15 protein-coding genes are annotated in these 16,736 nt (G+C 67.0%); 11 read left to right on the top strand and 4 right to left on the bottom strand.

All coding sequences use genetic code 11. The features are described 5' to 3' along the window. Nucleotides 1-24 precede the first annotated feature (24 nt). The gene (locus ACR9ZH_RS08915; protein WP_481290405.1) at nt 25-648 is read left to right on the top strand and encodes an alpha-ketoglutarate-dependent dioxygenase AlkB family protein; all 624 of its coding nucleotides are present in this window, start codon (nt 25-27) and stop codon (nt 646-648) included. A gap of 8 nt (nt 649-656) precedes the next feature. Here ACR9ZH_RS08915 and ACR9ZH_RS08910 read toward each other — a convergent pair whose 3' ends face one another. Next, nucleotides 657-1,616 carry a CorA family divalent cation transporter gene (locus tag ACR9ZH_RS08910; RefSeq protein ID WP_481290404.1) on the bottom strand — a complete coding sequence of 320 codons (960 nt, stop codon included), beginning with the start codon at nt 1,614-1,616 and terminating at the stop codon, nt 657-659. A 107-nt stretch (nt 1,617-1,723) separates the two neighbouring features. On the opposite strand from ACR9ZH_RS08910, the gene ACR9ZH_RS08905 reads away from it, so the two are divergent. From ACR9ZH_RS08905 to ACR9ZH_RS08890, 4 genes are all read left to right on the top strand, one after another. Continuing rightward, nucleotides 1,724-2,014: a GNAT family N-acetyltransferase gene (locus ACR9ZH_RS08905; RefSeq protein ID WP_481290403.1), complete on the top strand. Its 291-nt coding sequence runs from the start codon at nt 1,724-1,726 to the stop codon at nt 2,012-2,014. 72 nt (nt 2,015-2,086) lie between these two features. Further along, a complete protein-coding gene (locus ACR9ZH_RS08900; RefSeq protein ID WP_481290402.1) occupies nt 2,087-4,132 on the top strand; it encodes a S9 family peptidase in 2,046 nt (681 codons plus the stop codon). Between the two features lie 210 nt (nt 4,133-4,342). Beyond that, nucleotides 4,343-5,890 (top strand): putative bifunctional diguanylate cyclase/phosphodiesterase, encoded by a 1,548-nt coding sequence (locus tag ACR9ZH_RS08895; RefSeq protein WP_481290401.1) that lies wholly within the window; start codon nt 4,343-4,345, stop codon nt 5,888-5,890. Between the two features lie 73 nt (nt 5,891-5,963). Beyond that, nucleotides 5,964-8,975: a diguanylate cyclase gene (locus ACR9ZH_RS08890; RefSeq protein ID WP_481290400.1), complete on the top strand. Its 3,012-nt coding sequence runs from the start codon at nt 5,964-5,966 to the stop codon at nt 8,973-8,975. 137 nt (nt 8,976-9,112) lie between these two features. On the opposite strand, the gene ACR9ZH_RS08885 is transcribed toward ACR9ZH_RS08890, so the two are convergent. Next, the gene (locus ACR9ZH_RS08885; protein ID WP_481290399.1) at nt 9,113-9,595 is read right to left on the bottom strand and encodes a YajQ family cyclic di-GMP-binding protein; all 483 of its coding nucleotides are present in this window, start codon (nt 9,593-9,595) and stop codon (nt 9,113-9,115) included. 244 nt (nt 9,596-9,839) lie between these two features. Here ACR9ZH_RS08885 and ACR9ZH_RS08880 point away from each other — a divergent pair, with 244 nt between their 5' ends. From ACR9ZH_RS08880 to ACR9ZH_RS08870, 3 genes are all read left to right on the top strand, one after another. Beyond that, on the top strand, nt 9,840-11,015 hold the full coding sequence (locus tag ACR9ZH_RS08880) for a BaiN/RdsA family NAD(P)/FAD-dependent oxidoreductase (protein ID WP_481290398.1): 1,176 nt from the start codon (nt 9,840-9,842) through the stop codon (nt 11,013-11,015). Between the two features lie 13 nt (nt 11,016-11,028). Next, nucleotides 11,029-11,916, top strand: coding sequence for an NAD(P)-dependent oxidoreductase (locus ACR9ZH_RS08875; protein ID WP_481290397.1), 888 nt, complete (start codon nt 11,029-11,031; stop codon nt 11,914-11,916). A 175-nt stretch (nt 11,917-12,091) separates the two neighbouring features. Then, the gene (locus ACR9ZH_RS08870; RefSeq protein WP_481290396.1) at nt 12,092-12,373 is read left to right on the top strand and encodes a hypothetical protein; all 282 of its coding nucleotides are present in this window, start codon (nt 12,092-12,094) and stop codon (nt 12,371-12,373) included. A gap of 68 nt (nt 12,374-12,441) precedes the next feature. On the opposite strand, the gene ACR9ZH_RS08865 is transcribed toward ACR9ZH_RS08870, so the two are convergent. Together ACR9ZH_RS08865 and ACR9ZH_RS08860 are read right to left on the bottom strand one after the other, a co-directional pair. Further along, nucleotides 12,442-12,909: a YaiI/YqxD family protein gene (locus tag ACR9ZH_RS08865; RefSeq protein WP_481290395.1), complete on the bottom strand. Its 468-nt coding sequence runs from the start codon at nt 12,907-12,909 to the stop codon at nt 12,442-12,444. Between the two features lie 2 nt (nt 12,910-12,911). Further along, nucleotides 12,912-13,787, bottom strand: a complete 876-nt coding sequence (locus ACR9ZH_RS08860) for a PhzF family phenazine biosynthesis protein (RefSeq protein WP_481290394.1) — start codon at nt 13,785-13,787, stop codon at nt 12,912-12,914. Between the two features lie 125 nt (nt 13,788-13,912). On the opposite strand from ACR9ZH_RS08860, the gene ACR9ZH_RS08855 reads away from it, so the two are divergent. The 3 genes from ACR9ZH_RS08855 (at nt 13,913) to ACR9ZH_RS08845 (ending at nt 16,249) form a co-directional block, all read left to right on the top strand. Next, nucleotides 13,913-14,518 (top strand): rhomboid family intramembrane serine protease, encoded by a 606-nt coding sequence (locus ACR9ZH_RS08855; protein WP_481290393.1) that lies wholly within the window; start codon nt 13,913-13,915, stop codon nt 14,516-14,518. 164 nt (nt 14,519-14,682) lie between these two features. Continuing rightward, nucleotides 14,683-15,561, top strand: a complete 879-nt coding sequence (locus tag ACR9ZH_RS08850) for a histone H1-like repetitive region-containing protein (protein ID WP_481290392.1) — start codon at nt 14,683-14,685, stop codon at nt 15,559-15,561. Nucleotides 15,562-15,670: 109 nt separating this feature from the next. Then, a complete protein-coding gene (locus tag ACR9ZH_RS08845) occupies nt 15,671-16,249 on the top strand; it encodes a hypothetical protein (protein WP_481290391.1) in 579 nt (192 codons plus the stop codon). The last annotated feature ends 487 nt before the right edge of the window (nt 16,250-16,736 follow it).

The raw sequence follows: 16,736 nt of genomic DNA, 5'->3' as shown, positions 1-16,736 counted from the left end.
GGCCTTTTCGCGGCGGAACCGCTCGTGATTGTCGATGACGAGCACGGGCGGTTCGCGTACGAGCCAGGGCTGATCGCGCCGGACAAGGCCGGCGCGTGGTTCGCGAGCCTGCTCGCCGACGTGCCATGGGAAGCCCAGCGCCGTGCGATGTACGGCCGTCAGGTGGATGTGCCGCGGCTGGTTCAGCATTACGCGCTCGACGATCCCGACCTGCCACCGGTGCTGGGCGAGGCGGGCCGGGAAGTCATCGCGCATACGGGCGTGCCTTTCACCTCGGTGGGACTGAACCTCTACCGCGATGGCCGCGACAGTGTCGCGCCGCATAACGACCATCTCGAGGAACTGGCGGAAGGCGCGCCCATCGCGCTGCTGTCGCTCGGAGCCACGCGGAAGATGTCGCTGCGCGAAAGGGAACCGCCGAAGCGCGCGTTCGACATCGACATGGAACCGGGCAGCCTCCTCACGATGAGCTATGTGACCCAGTTCCATTACGACCACGGCATCCCGAAGACGCGCGCGACCGTCGGCCCGCGGATCAGCCTTGCGTTCCGGGTGCGGCCGGACGGAAGGGCGGGCGGACGACGCTACATATCGCACCGCACGCCGGCGAACGGGCCGGTGCTTCCCAAAACCCCCGACGAGACCTAGGCGCAGGTTCAATCCCCTTCGAGCCAGCCCCTCCATTTGAAGAACAGCACGGGCAGCAGGATGCTGGCGAGGATGGCCGCGATAGCCATGGGATAGCCGAAGGTCCAGTCCAGTTCGGGCATCCTCTTGAAGTTCATTCCCCACACACCGGCAAGGATGACCGGCGGAATGGTCGCCACCGATGTGACCGTGAGCACCTTCATGACGTGGTTCTGGTCGGTGCTGATGAAGCCCAGGCTGGCGTCCAGCAGGAACTGCAGCTTGTTGGTCACCTGGTCGTCGAATTCGTCCAGCGTCCGCAGGTCGTGATCGACCACGCGCAGCCGCAGCTCCACTTCCTCGGACATCCATTCGGGCTTCTTGGCGCGCAGGAAGGACACGATGCGCTGCACGCCCAGCATCGACGAGCGGTTGCGCGCCTGCTCGCCTTCCAGGCGGCCCACTTCGAGCATGCAGTTGCGCAGCGCGGGAGTGCCGACCCGGGTCGGCGTGAAGATGCGGTCGGACAGCTTTTTCAGGTCGGCGGAAACATCTTCCATGCGTTTCGCGGCCAGGTTAACGATCGCCTCGATGAGCGTTGCCAGGACGTCCGCGCTCGAATCCCAGCGGTGGGTGTTGCAACTCTCGCTGGCCAGATCGAAGGCCGGCGATGCCTCGAAGCGCAGGGTCATCAGCACGTGGTTGGTCACCACGATGCCGACCGGCGCCGCGTGGTTGTTCCCGGTATCGGCGAAGTAGGGGATCGACAGGTACATCGCGTCGTCGTCGGTCCTGATCCGGCTGGACAGGGCCAGGCTCACGATGTCGCCGCGCTCGGGGACGCGCAGGTCGGATATCTCCGCCGCGCATTGACGCTCCTTCTCGTCGGGATCGAGGAGGTCGATCCAGATGGGTGCCGAGGGCTTGCCCATGCCGGGGGTCCACTGGACCGGCCCACCCTGTTGTCCGTGTTCATGGATGATCAGCACGTTGGTCGTTGTCCTTCGTTCTTGGGCGCGCGGGCAGTTTACGCCTCCATGCTTCCCAGAAAGGACTGAAAACGCGCATGCTTCGTCCACCCCTTCGGAGAGCAGTCATGGGCGACGTCGCCAAACCCCTAGAGATCATCCACGACAGCAAGAAGCAGGAATTTTCGGTCGTGGTGGATGGTTACCACTGCGAGGTGGATTACCAGCTCGACGGCAAGGTCATGACCATCACGCATACCGGCGTGCCTGAACCCGTGGGCGGCCGGGGCATCGCGAACCTCCTCACCCGTTTCGCCGTGCAGGTGGCCGAGTCCCAGGGATGGAGGGTGCGTCCCGCATGTTCTTACGCGCGGCTGTGGTTCGAGCGGAACCCGGAGTACGGCCACCTCCTCGCGTGAGACTGCTTCACCGGTTACGCGGTGTTCATAGTCGTGTTAGCTTTCGCGCTTCACACACAGCTAGGGCCACCCATGCGTACGAAGTGGATCGCCGCCGCCGTTGCGCTCGCCTGCGCGGGCGCAGCTTATGCCGACAACCCTGCCAAGACCGCGGAAGATCCGCGGATCGCGGCGATCCTCGAGGGCCTCGGCAAGGTGCGCTCGATCGGGTCGGTCGCCCTCTCGCCGGATGCGAAACACCTCGCATGGACGGTCAAGACCGACGGAAAGCCCGTACTCCAGGTGGCCGACGCGGACGGGAGCCATGCCCACCGCGTCACCGCCGCCAAGGGCTGCAGCGAAACCGAAGCCATCTGGGCGCCTGACTCCCGCCACCTCGCCTTCCTCTCCGACTGCGCGGGCAAGGGCCCGGGCGTGGAAGAGGGCAGGCAGAACGACATCAACGTCGTGGATATCGCGGGCAAGGCACCGGCGAAGCGAATCACCCATCTCAAGGGTTACGTCCATGGCCTCGAGTGGCGGCCGGACGGCAAGGCCCTCGGTTTCCTCTACGTGCCGAACGCCACCCGCCGCGCCAGCGCCACCGCGGCGGCCAAGCCGCAGCTCGGCGAAATCGGGGTCGAAGGCATCGAGGTACAGCAGGTCGCGACCGTCGATGCCGCCGGTGGCGAGGTGCGCACGCTCACGCCCGCCGGGCTCCATGTCTACGAGTTCTCCTTCTCCCCCAACGGCGACCGCATCGCCTATGTCGCCGCCGAACCGCCTGGCGACAACAACTGGTGGGTCGCGAAGCTTTATGCGCAACCCGCCAGCGCCGGTGCGAAAGCCGTGCTGCTGGTCGACACGGTAAAGCTTTCGGGGCCCCTGAAAGACCTCCAGATGGCCGTGCCGCGCTTCTCGCCCGACGGTGCGCAGATCGCCTTCGTCGGCGGCCTGATGAGCGACCAGGGCTCCAATGGTGGCGACATCTGGACGGTGTCCTCCGCCGGCGGTGCGGAGCCGGTGGACGTCACGCCCGGCATCCACACGACGCCGGCCTGGCTGGCCTGGACAGGCCCCGGCCGCCTGCTGGTGGGCGAACACGCCGCCGGCGCCAGCCGGGTGTCGAGCTACGAGCTGGGCGAGGGCGGCTCCAAGGCCACCACGCTGTTCGAAACGCCGATGAGCATCGGCGACGGCCGGCTGTCGATGTCGGTTTCGCTGAGCGCCGACGCGCGCACCGCCGCGTTTACGGCAAGTTCGTTCGACAAGGCCCCCGAGGTCCAGGTCGCGAGCCTGGACGGAAGCTCGATGCCGAAGACCGTCACGTCGTTCAATGCAGGACTGAAGCCGTCCTGGGGCAAGGCCGAATCGATTTCGTGGAAGAACGAAGGCCATGACGTCCAGGGCTGGCTGCTCTATCCGGCGAACTACGACGCGTCCAAGCGCTACGGCATGATCGTGTCGATCCACGGCGGCCCGGCATCCATGGTGGCGCCGCGCTGGCCCAGCGTCGGCTATGGCGGCGCGCCGCTCTCGGCCCTCGGCTATTTCGTCTTCATGCCCAATCCGCGCGGCAGCTACGGCCAGGGCGAAGCCTTCGTGCAGGCCAACCGCAAGGACTTCGGTTACGGCGACATGCGCGACGTGCTGGCCGGCGTGGATGCCATCGAGAAGAACCATCCGGTGGACGACAAGCGCCTGGGCCTCACCGGCTGGAGCTACGGCGGCTTCATGACCATGTTCGGCGTGACCCAGACCGGACGTTTCCGCGCCGCGGTGGCGGGGGCGGGCATCTCCAACTGGCAGAGCTACTACGGCCAGAACCTGATCGACCAGTGGATGAAGCCGTTCTTCGGCGCCTCCGTGTACGACGACCCTTCGGTGTACGCGAAGAGCTCGGCGATCAACTTCATCAAGCAGGTGAAGACCCCGACCCTGATCGTGGTGGGCGAGCGCGATGCCGAATGCCCGGCGCCGCAATCGTTTGAGTTCTGGCACGCGCTGCGCGCGCAGGGCGTGCCCACCTCGCTGGTGGTGTACCCGGGCGAGGGCCACGGTTTCGCCGGCGAAGCCAACCGCCGCGACGTGCTGGCCCGTGCCCTGGGCTGGTTCGACAAGTACCTCTCGGCCAACTGATCATTGCGTTTTTCGCCCGACGCCGGAATGATCGGCGCGTAGGGCTAAAGCCGGGGGCAGTGTGGCCGATAATCCAGGGGACAAGTGGCGCCGCGCCCGGGCTTTTTCCGGGAACCGCGGCGCCGTCCTCGGACATTTCGTTGAATCCGCGGGCCGGCTGACCTTCATGCCGGCCGGCGACGTGTCCCGGAAGCCGGGCCGGAGCGTGGAGTGCTGACACATCGCAGCGTCGAGAGCGGCATGCACCTCGCCGTGTCGAAGTGCGCGCACTGGTCCGTTCTCGGACCGGGCGACGTGGCCGGTTGCGCCACCGTCGGCACCGTCGGCGCCGGGTTGGGCTGGATGCTGGCGCTCGTCGTCGTCTGCGCGCTCGCGGCCGCCGTCATCGCCTGGCTGGTACGCCAGCGCCGCCACCTCCACGCGAAGCTCGAGGATCCCCGCGAGCAGGCCAGCCGCGCGCTGGCCTTCCACGCCTACCACGACACGCTCACCGGCCTGCCGAACCGCGCCTACCTGATGCGTGAACTCGAAAAGGCGCTGGCCGAGCCTCAGGTGGCGCTCGCGGTGATGTTCATCGACCTCGACGGCTTCAAGTCGATCAACGACACCCTCGGGCACGAGGCGGGCGACACCTTCCTCCGCGCGGTCGCCTCGTCGCTGCGCAGCAGCGTGCGCGAACGCGACACGGTGTCGCGCTTCGGCGGCGACGAATTCGTGGTGATCGTGCAGGCTTACGGCGGCATGGAGAACCTGGTCCGCGTCTGCCGCAAGGTGCTCGACCTCGTTTCCAAACCGGTGAACGTGGCCGGCCAGTTCGTCGCGGTGAGTCCGAGCATTGGCGTGGCCGTGGCGCCGCAGGATGGCCTGGTGGCGGGAACGCTCCTGCGCAACGCGGACGCCGCCATGTACGCGGTGAAGGAAACCGGCAAGGCCGATTTCCGTTTCTACGAGGAAGGCATGCTCGAGCAGGCGCGCGAGCGCCTGGCCCTCACCGTGGAGCTACGCGAGGCCCTGCAGGCCGGCCAGCTCACCGTGGAATACCAGCCCAAACGCAACCTGCGCGACGGTACGCTCGCCGGTGTGGAAGCCCTGGCGCGCTGGCCGCACCCCGCCCGGGGCGACGTGCCGCCATCGGTCTTCGTGGCGATCGCCGAGCGTTCCGGCCTCATCCACGCGTTGGGCGAATACGTGCTGCGCGCCGTGCTGAACCAGTTGCAGGCCTGGGACGCGTCGGGCACGGTGGTCGACTACGTCGCGATCAACCTGTCCATGCACGAGCTCAGCCGCCCGGCCTTCGTCGATACGCTGCACCGCGCGGTGCGCTCCTACGGCGTCGATCCGATGCGGATCCGCTTCGAGCTCACCGAGTCCACCGCGATGCGCCAGCCCGAAGAAACCATGCGCCAGCTGGTGAAGCTGCGCTCGCACGGGTTCGACCTGCTCATCGACGACTTCGGCGCGGGTTACTGGAACCTCAGCCACCTGCGCGAGCTGCCGGTGGGCACTATCAAGATCGACCAGTCCTTCGTCCGCGGCAGCAGCTCGAACCTCGCCGATCGCGAGATCACGGAAGCCATCGTCGGGCTGGCGAAGAAGCTCAACATGCGCACGATCGCCGAGGGCGTCGAGACGGAAGCGCAGGCCGACTGGCTGCGCGACCTTGGCTGCGACATCGGCCAGGGGTATTTCTTTGCCCGCCCGATGAGCGCCGACGCGTTCGTTCGGTACCTCACCCCGACACCGGCACATGCAGGCTGACCGCCAGCCGCGGCCCGCTCGTTTCCCGCGCCTCCGAGCACGTTTGTTCGCCCTCGCGGGATGGTTGTGCTGCGTGTTCACGCCGCTGGCCGCCGCCCAGACGGCCCCCGCCGCCCCGGTGGACCCGTGGGCCGTCTACGAGTCGACGTGGTTCGACACCGTCGGCGTGGCCGACGGTCTGCCGCATTCGACCACCACGGCCATCGTGCAAGACACGCGCGGCCTCATCTGGATCGGCACCTTCGGTGGCCTCGTCCGCTATGACGGCTACCGCATGCAGGTGTTCGGGCAGGAGCCGGACTCCTACGCCGGCGCCGTACTACCCGACTCCTACGTGCGCGCGCTGGTGCCCCTCGATGACGGCGGGCTCCTGATCGGCACCAACGCAGGCGGGCTGGTCCGCTTCGATCCGGAGACCATGCGCTTCCACGTCTACCCGACGGGACCGGGCGGCACCTCCGACGGCAAGATCTTCGCCATTACCCGTTCCCACGAACGGGGGGTCTTCTGGATCGCCACCGAGCGTGGCGTAGACAGGCTCGACCTGGCCAGCGGAAAGATCACGCACGAATCGCAGGGGCCTCTCGATGCCAGGGAAATGCTGCCGCGCACTTTCGTGGTGGCCGAGGACAAGGCCGGCAACGTCTGGGCGGGGGTGGACAACGGCCTCTTCGTGCGCAAGCCCGGCGGCCATTTCCAGCGGGTGCGTTCGAGCGACCCCGCCGTGGACGAAATCCTCCGCGATCAGGTCTGGGCCCTCCTGGAGGACAGCAAGGGCCGGCTCTGGGTGGGCACGGGCCAATCCGGTGCCGTGTACATCGACGCCAAGGGGCAGGGCCACGGCGTGGCTGGCTTTTCCGGTAAGAACAGCATGGCCCGCCGCCGCACGATGCGCGCCTTCCTCGAGACGCCGCAGGGCGAGCTGTGGGCAGCGACGGATGGCGCGGGCGTGGTCGCCTACGACTTCGGCACGGGCCGCGTACGCACGCTGTCGCATGACGCGGCGATGCCGTCCTCGCTGCCCGGCGACATCACACGCGACCTCTACCAGGACACGGCCGGCAACATCTGGGTCGCCACCGAAGTCGGCGCCGGGCATTACGACCCGCATGGCCGCAAGGCGTTCTCGGTGCTGCCGTCGCCGCTGGAGACCCACACGCTCTCGAACGCCAACGTGCATTCGATCTTCGTCGACCCGCGGGGACGCATCTGGCTTGGCCTGGGCATGGGCCGTATCGACGTACTCGACCTTGGCAAAGGCACGATGCGCCACCTGCAGCTCGGCGGCGAACAGGCCGACCGCGACGTGCAGGCCTTCGTGGTCGCACCCGACGGTTCCATATGGGCCGGTGCCCAGGGCATCTCGCGCATCGATCCGGACACCTTCGAACTGAAGAGTTCGATGATCCCGAGCCTGGACGGGCGGCTGATCCTGTCGATGCGCCGGGAGGGCGACGACATTCTCATCGGGGGCTACGACGGCCTGTTCCGCTACGACACCGTCCATGGCGAGCTTACCCAGATGCGCCACGACGAGGACGATCCGAAAAGCCTCGCGGGCGACCAGGTGCGCTACATCGTGCGCATGCCGGGCGCCTGGTGGTACGCCACGATCAGCGGCATCAGCATCTCCTATGACGGCGAGCCCGGGTTCGTGAACCTGTTCCACGACCCGGCCAATCCGGACAGCCTGCCGCAGGATTACACCGGCTCGATGGCCTTCGACTCGCATGGCCGCCTCTGGCTCGGCACCTTTGGCGGCATCGCGTACATCGACGACTTCAAGCCGCGCGGTCCGTTCCGCTTCGGCCTGGTCGGCGCGCGCGAGGGTCTGTCCAACACGAAGATCAACGCCTTGCTGATCGACCGCAACGATCGCGTCTGGGCGTCGATGGCCAACGGCGTGGCCATGGTAGACACGGCAACCCACCGCGTGGCCGACCTCGGCATCCGCGACGGGCTGCGGATTCCCAGCTACATCCACCGCGCGGCCGCGGAGGCACCCGGTGGCGAACTGATGTTCGGCGGCCTGGGCGGCCTGACCGTGGTACGCCCATATTGGGTGGCTCCGGCAGCCGGTCCTGCACGCCTCGCCGTCACCCAGGTGTCCGTTAACGATCGGCCGCTGCCGCTGCGAGCAATTCCAGGCGATGACGGCGAAGTGGCGCTTTCCGGCAATGGCCGCAACCTGCGCCTCGATTTCGCACTGCTCGACTTCCGCGCGCCGATGGAAACCCATTACGCGTACCGAATGGACGGCACGGATGCCGCGTGGAACGAGGTACCTCGCGGCATCCCGCCCAGCGCGATCTACACCAACCTCCCCAGCGGCACCTACACGCTTCGCCTGCGCGCCACCATGCGCGGCCTGGACGCGCATACCGTGGAGACTTCGGTGCGCGTGGTCGTGACGCCGCGCTGGTACGAGAGCCCCTGGACGCTGCTGCTCGGCATCGCCCTCGGTGTGGCGGCATTCTTCGGCCTCGTGTACCTGCGCACGCTATACCTGCGCCGCCGCGCCCAGCTGCTGCAGGCCCAGGTGGACGCGCGCACGCGCGACCTCAAGGCGGCCAACGAGCGCCTGGACCACCTAGCCGGAACGGACGAGCTCACCGGCTCGCTCAACCGCCGCCGTTTCCTCGAGCAGGCCGAGCGGGTCCGCCAGGGTGCCGCGGCCGACGGCATCCCCTTCAGCGTCGTGCTCATCGACATCGACGACTTCAAGTCGGTGAACGACACCTACGGCCACCTAGCGGGCGACACCGTGATCCGCGAGACGATGCGGGTGATCTCCTCCATGTGCCGCGCGGACGACCTGGCCGGCCGCTTCGGCGGCGAGGAATTCATCCTCTGCCTGCCCGGTGCGCTCGCCGAGCATGCCCTGGATATCACCGAGCGCGTGCGCCACGCCCTCGGCGCAATGGTCATCGTGCACGGCGACTACCGGATCCGCATCACGGTGAGCGCCGGCGTGGCCATGTGGCGCGCGCCGGAATCGCTCAACTCCCTGCTGGGCCGGGCGGACGACGCGCTGTACGAAGCGAAGAACGAAGGCCGCAACCGCAGCCGTATCGCGTCATTGTAGGAGCGCGCCTTGCGCGCGACAGGTTTTCGCGAGGAGCAACAGGGCCAGTGGCTCACGGCCTCAAAACCTGTCGCGCGCAAGGCGCGCTCCTACATTCAGCGTGCAATTTCGAGGATTGGCACGGAAATTTTCCAGCGTCAATCGCGGAAGTTTTCGAACTGCAGCGGTACCTCGATGTCCGCCTTGCGCAGCATCGCCATCGCCGTCTGCAGGTCGTCGCGCTTCTTCCCGGTGACGCGGACCTTCTCGCCGTTGATCTGGGCCTCCACCTTCAGCTTGGCCTCCTTGATCTTCGCGACGATCTTCTTCGCCACCGGCTGCTCGATGCCCTGCTTGATGGTGATCTTCTGCCGCGCTTCGGCGAGGTTCGTCTCGACCTTGCCCTCGTCCATGGCGCGCACGTCGATGCCGCGGGCGGAGAGACGGCCGCGAAGGATGTCGAGCATCTGCTTCAGCTGGAACTCGTTGTCCGCCTTCTGGGTGATGACGTTTTCCTCGAGTTCGTACTTCGCCGAGGTACCGCGCAGGTCGAAGCGCGTGCTGACCTCGCGGTTGGCCTGGTCCACGGCGTTGGTGAGTTCGTGCGTGTCGACTTCCGAGACGATGTCGAAGGAGGGCATGGTCGGGGTCCTTTCGAAGGGGAGCGCCGACAAGTTTACGCGACAGCGAGTGTAGGAGCGCGCCCTGCGCGCGACATGTTTTGAGGCCGTGCCCTGGAGCTGGCGCGCCAGCCTTGGGGACAGGCGCGAAAACATGTCGCGCGCAGGCGCGCTCCTACACCCGTCCGGAGAGGTCGGCGCGGGCATCGACCGGCCGGAACTTGTCGTGCGCAGGTATCATGTGGGTTTGCGGGTGGAAAGGACCATGGAATACGACGTCCTCGTGATCGGGGCCGGCGCGGCGGGGCTGATGACGGCCATCGTCGCGGGCGGCCGCGGGCGCCGCGTACTCGTCCTCGACCACGCCAACCGGGCCGGCAAGAAGATACTGATGTCCGGCGGTGGGCGCTGCAATTTCACCAACACCGGCACCACGCCGGCGAACTTCCTCTCCGCCAACCCGCACTTCTGCAAATCCGCGCTGGCGCGCTATACGCCCTGGGACTTCATCGCCATGGTCGACCGCCACCGCATCGCATGGCACGAAAAGGCTCCCGGCCAGCTGTTCTGCGACGAATCGTCGAAGCAGATCGTGCGCATGCTGCTGGACGAATGCGCGGCCGTGGGGGTTCGCGTGGAAACCGGCTGCGCGGTTTCGCACCTGCGTGCCGCGGCCGGTGGCTTTTCCTGCGACACGCCGCTGGGGCATGTTCGCGCGGCCTCGCTGGTGGTGGCTACCGGCGGTCTCTCGATTCCCAGCCTGGGCGCCACCGGCTTCGGTTACACCGTGGCCGAGCAGTTCGGACATGCCGTGCTGCCGGTGCGTGCGGGCCTCGTGCCCCTGACCCTCAGCGGGAAGCACCAGGAGCGCTTCGAAGGCCTCGCGGGCGTGGCCCTGCCGGTGGAAGCGAGGGTCGATGGCAGCGCCTTCCGCGACGCCATGCTTTTCACTCATCGCGGACTCAGTGGGCCTGCCATCCTGCAGATTTCGTCTTACTGGGAGCCGGGGGCCGACCTGCGTATCGACCTGCTGCCCGGCCGCGACGCCGGCGAGGCGCTGCGCGAAGGCCGCAGCGAGCGCCCGGCCGCGGAACTGAAGACCGTGCTTTCCGGCCTCTTGCCGCGCCGTCTCGCGGAACGTCTGTGTGAGGTCTGGCTGCCGAACAAGCCGATGCGCCAGTTCCGTGACGCGGAGTTGAACGCGATCGGTGCACAGTTATCCGACTGGCCGGTGGTGGCGAGCGGCACCGAAGGCTATCGCACCGCCGAGGTCACCCTCGGCGGCGTCGACACCGACGAGGTGTCGTCGTCCACGATGATGTCGCGCCGCCAGCACGGTCTCTATTTCGTGGGCGAAGTGCTCGACGTGACCGGCCACCTCGGTGGCTACAACTTCCAATGGGCCTGGGCCTCCGGCCACGCCGCCGGCCTGGCCGTCTGATACGGAGTGAGCGATGGGTAGCGTACGGATCGGTTTCATCGGCCTCGGTGCCATGGGTGCCGGCATGGCCGCCAACCTGGCCAGGGCCGGGCATGCGGTGACGGTGTGGAACCGTTCGCCGGAGGCGGCTCGGCCGCTGGCGGAGCAGGGCACGCAGGTCGCCGGGAGCGCCATTGCGGCCGCTGCGAACGCCGAGGTGCTGCACAGCATGCTGGCGAACGACGCGGCCGTGCGCGACGTTATCCTCGAAAGCGGCGTGCTCGACGCCTTGCCGAAGGGCGCCGTGCACGTGAACCACGCGACGATTTCGGTGGCTCTCGCGCGCGAACTGGCCGAGGCGCACGAGCAGCGCGGCGTGGGCTATGTGGCCGCTCCCGTCTTCGGCCGCCCTGCCGTGGCGGCTTCAGGCGATCTCAACATCGTGGTTGCGGGGAAGGCCGCGGCGGTGGCCAGGGTGCTGCCCTTGCTAGAACCGCTGGCGGCGAAGGTCTGGCCCATGGGCGAGGACCCGGTACGGGCCAACATCGTCAAGATCGGCGGCAACTTCCTGATCGGCGCAGCGATCGAGAGCATGGCGGAAGCCTCGGCGCTCACCCGCGCGCACGGCGTTCCGGCGAAGGATTTCCTCGAGGTGATGTCGGGCTCGCTGTTCGCCTCGCCGGTGTTCAAGACCTACGGCGGCCTCATTGCGGAGGAGAACTATTCGCCCGCCGGTTTCAAGATGAGCCTGGGCTTCAAGGACATCGGTCTCGCCCGGTCCGCCGCGGAAGCGGAGCGGGTGCCGATGCCCTTCGCCAGCGTGCTGCACGACACCCTCCTGGAGGCCCTGGCGGCGGACGAAGGCGACCTGGACTGGTCGGCACTGGCGAAGGTGGCAGCCCGACGGGCAAGGCTGGGGTAGGAGCGCGCCTTGCGCGCGACAGCTTTTGGCGTCTTGGCAACAGGTCCTGTTGCTCCTCGCGAAAGGCTGTCGCGCGCAGGGCGCGCTCCTACACACCCCTTGCCTTCACAATCGCTACCCCCGGAATTCGTCAGAATCGGGCCTGCACGCTGTGTGCGACACGAGGGTGGACGCTATGACGGCAAGCTGGAAAACGGTGTACGAAGGGCAGCATGAAGGGCGCTCGATCACGGTGAGGGAATCGGGCGACGGGACGTTCAAGGTGCTCACGAAGCAGAATGTCCATGACGAAGGGATTGCCTACCAGGATGGGAAAACCTTCGTGCACGTATCCCCGAGCAGCGTCGGGGAGCAGGTGGAGAGCGAGGTGAACTCGCGCGAGTCGCTCAAGGAAGCCTTGAAGGAACTGCATTTTTCGGCGGAGACCGTGCACCAGATCTGCGACGGCCTGCATTGACGAAAAAACCGGGCGTATTGGCGGCCAGTTCCTTTAGCCAGCGCCTGGACGAGCTGCGGTGAGGTCTCTTACCCAGGGCCTGGATGAGATGCCCGGCGCCGGGCGAGCCATTTGTCAAGCTTGTTCGCGAAAGCCTGGCGGTCGCGCGGGTGCATCGCCGCGGGGCCGCCGGTATCGACGCCGGCGCCGCGCAGTTCTTCCATGAAGTTGCGCATGGACAGGCGCGCCGCGATGGTGTCTTTGGTGAACATCTCGCCGCGCGGATGCAGGGCGAGGGCGCCTTTTTCGATGGCGAACGAAGCGAGCGGGATGTCCTGGGTCACCACCAGGTCGCCCGCTTCCACACGGCGGACGATCTCGTCGTCTGCCACGTCGAAACCGCCGGGCACCTGGATGGAGCGGACGAAGCGCGAGGCGGGCGTACGGATCCACTGGTTCGCCACCAGGGTCACCTCGACCTGCTCGCGCTCCGCGGCGCGGAACAGGATGTCCTTGATGACATTGGGGCAGGCATCGGCATCGACCCAGATCCGCATGTTCAGAGATCCTGCCAGTCCACCGATCCGTCGATGATGGTGTTCGTGCGCCCGCCGACCCATACGGCGGCACCGTCGATGCGGATGATGATGCGCGCGTCGTGGCCCACTTCGCGGCCCTGGCTGACGACGTAGCCCTTGGCCAGGGCGCCGCCGCCGTCGCGCTCCGCCACGTAGGCGGCGATCAGGCCGTTGGCCGCTCCGGAAGCCGGGTCTTCGACAATGCCGACGCCGGCGGGAAAGGCACGCACGGCCAGCCCTTCGGCAGAGCGCGCGAACACGCACAGGCCAAGCGTGTCGGTGGCCAGCGCGAGCGCGCGGATGGCGGCATGGTCGGGACGCCAGCCGCGCAGTTCGGCCTCGTCGGCGAACTCAGCGATCCACCAGCGGCGCCCGCCCTCCACGCACGCCGGCGGGAGTACGCCGCGCTTCACGCCATACAGGACCGCGGACAGGGTCTCGCCGCCGCACGAGGCGTCGCCGACGATGCGCGCCTTCGGTGCCTGCACGAACAGCTCGCGCGCCTGGCCGCTGCCTTCCACGCGGATCGGCAGCACGCCTGCGCCGCATTCCTGCCACACGATGCCTGAGTCGTCGGGCTCGACGATGCCGGCGTCGAGGGCGGCATGGGCGCTGCCGATGGTCGGGTGTCCGGCGAAGGGGATTTCCTTGGTGGGCGTGAAGATGCGGGCCAGATAGCCCGCGCCTTCGGCCCGGGGCGGCATCAGGAACGTGGTTTCGACCAGGTTGGTCCAATGGGCGAAACGCTGCATGCGCGCATCCGACCAGCCGGCGGCGTCGACCACGACGCCCAGGGGATTGCCACCGCCGTGACGGGCGGCGAAGACGTCGAGCTGCTTGAAACGGATGGGGGACATCGATGGAACCGGGAACGGGGGAGGCGACATGATAGCCGCGCGGTGGACCGGTGGCATTCGACAATGCCCCGGGATACCGCCAAGATGCGCGCTGGCTCGACGCGTTAAGGACGTTGTTTCCAGGCATGATCACGCTGCTCATCATCCTCGCCACCTGTGTGGTCTCGATCGTCGCATTCCGCAACCACCGCCTGCTGGACGACCTGATCCTCTGGCCGCCGGCCCTCAGTCGCAGCCGCGAGTACTACCGGCTGGTCACCTACGGGCTGGTGCATGCCGATGGCGGACACCTGTTCTTCAACATGATCTCGCTGTATTTCGCCGGCCGGATCATGGAACAGTTCTTCACCGCCGCCATGGGCCCGCTGGGCTTCCTCACCTTCTACATCGGCGCGCTGGTGTTCTCGATCCTGCCCTCGTACCTCGCCAACCGGCGCAACGCGGGTTACCGCAGCCTGGGCGCGTCGGGCGCGGTCTCGGCGATCCTTTTCGCCTTCATCCTGCTGGCGCCCTGGGCGAAGATCTACCTGATCGTGGTGCCGATGCCGGCGATCCTGTACGCCGTCCTCTTCGTCGTCTATTCGATCTACATGGACAAGCGCGGCGGCGACAACGTCAACCACAGCGCGCACCTGTGGGGCGCGCTCTACGGCGTGCTTTTTACCATCGCACTGCGTCCCGGCGTGCTGCTCAACTTCATCGCGTCGCTGTCGCAACCCCGACTTTTCTGATGCCAACCTGACTGTTCCGAGAGATTCATGTGACTTCGGACGACAGCTGTTACATCATGCATCCGTCCGGAACGTAAACCGACCTTAGATGTCGTCCGGCATGCACGCGAGTTTCCCCTGGGGGGGCGGTTCGCGTCGGCTACTACCGCAGGAGGAATGAGCGCATGGCTACGACCCGAAAGTCCGCCGCGAAGAAGTCCGCGGCACGCAAGACGGCAGCGAAGAAGACCGCCGCGAAGAAAGCTTCGACGAAGAAGGTGGCGGCGAAGAAAGCCCCCGCCAAGAAGACAGCGCGCAAGAGCGCCACCCGTCCGGCCGCGAAGAAGGCCGCGGCAAAGAAGGGCGGCGCACGGAAGGGCGCGGCGAAGAAGGCCACGGCGCGGATGCCGGTGCGCAAGGCGAGCGCGAAGAAGGCGACCGCGAAGCGCGCCTCGGCGCGCAAGGCCACCGTGAAGCGCGGCGTCGCCAAGAAGGCGTCGACGCGGAAAAGCGCGACCCGGAAAGCCCCTGCGCGCAAGACGTCGGCTCGCAACGCCGCCGTGAAGAAGGCTCCCGCACGCAAGACCGCACCAGGCAAGACCGCCGCCGAGGCCGCCACCCGGAAGTCACCTGCGGCAAAGGTCGCCACTCGGAAGACGCCCGCGCGCAAGCAGCCGGTCGCCAAGGCAGCGCCGATGAAACGCGCCGCCCCGGCGAAGAAGCCGGCGGCCACGCCCGTCGCCGCAAAGCCGAAGCCGGGCCCGGCGGCGAAGAAGACTGCACCCAGGGCCAAGCCGGCGCCGGCAGCGACCGCTGGTGGCAACGACGCACCGGTCCAGCACATCACCCAGGAAGAAGCCGTGGCGCACATCCAGGCATTGCTGGATGCGAAGCGCGAACGCGACCGTCAGCCACCGAGCTGGCCGACTGGTGAGCAGCATGCCGCCGGCACCCCTGACGCGGTAGGCAGCGGGACCAACCCCGCGCCGAAGGCCCCATCGCCCGAAGCCATCCAACCGAACATGGCGCACGAGCGCGGCGACCAGCAGAAGGGCAAGGGCTAAGCGTGAAAGCTGAATGAAAGGAAAGGGCCGCCTCGCGCGGCCTTTTCTTTTTAGCGGCCGTTCAATGGGGCGAGCGCAGTGTCTGAATCGTCCCCACGGAGATCCTCCCATGCGTCGAGCGCACTCGCTTCTCCTGGCGGTGGCCGTGTGCCTGCCGCTCGCCGGATGCTATTACGACCCGGATTACGGCTATGTCCGTAACGGCACGGGTGCGGACGCCTATTACGGCGAAGAGACGGTGGTATCGCCGGGGGTGTATTCGCCGGGGTATCGCTATTACGACTATGGGCCGGCCTGCTGCTATTCGAGCCTGAGCGTCGGCACGGTCTGGTACGACGGTTACGACGGCCGGCGTTATTACCGCCGCGGAGGCGGCGACTGGCACGGCCATCCGCCGCCGCGGGGCAGCTGGCATGACGGCCGCGACAACGATCATCGCGGAGGCGGCAACTGGCGAGGCGACAACCGCCCCGGCGGCTCGCCGGGCGGCAACCGGCCGGACCGCGGCGACCACCGTCCGGGCGGCTGGCAGGGCGGCGGCAATCGCCCGCCTGGTGGCTGGCGCGGTGACGGCAACCGCGGCGGCGACCACCGCCCGGCGCCGTCGGTGACGCCGCGCTCAGCGCCGGCAGTGCGCCCGGCAGGTACAGGTCGCGATCGCAGCCGGTTTCGTAGCACTACGGATTAGCGGTCGTAATCGCGCAAGCCGTTCTCCCAGAACACGGTCGCCACGTCACAGTGGTGAGCCGGTGGAGGCGTACTTGCTGCCGCTGCCGCGGGATCTTCATTGGGTGCTGACCGCGATGGAAGCATCGTATCTCGTGGATCGGAACGCCGCCGATGGATTACATCGCCTCATGAAAATCATATTTGAGTATTTTCTGCGTGTCCGGGAAGCCCGATGAGCCTCATCGTCGAGATGCAATCGCCCTGCCGTTCGATTTGAAATGGTCCAATGAATACGTAGTCATCCTTCCATGTGGTCGACGAGTATCCGCTTGCGCTTGCTGATCGATCAAGTGCGTTTATTTTAAGGGCGCATGCGGAGATGGCTTCATTGTTTAGCGATAGAAGGAATGCAATTGCGCGATTTTGCTGTTCTATATGAGACTTCAGATCGTCTACCTCCTGCGCGCGATCGAGACTCTTCACGAACATGACAGCTGATAATGCCA

The organism is Luteibacter sp. SVR4-7G (assembly GCF_056755555.1).
Note: the sequence above shows the minus strand (reverse complement) of the source record. Positions and strands in the feature narration are given on the sequence as shown.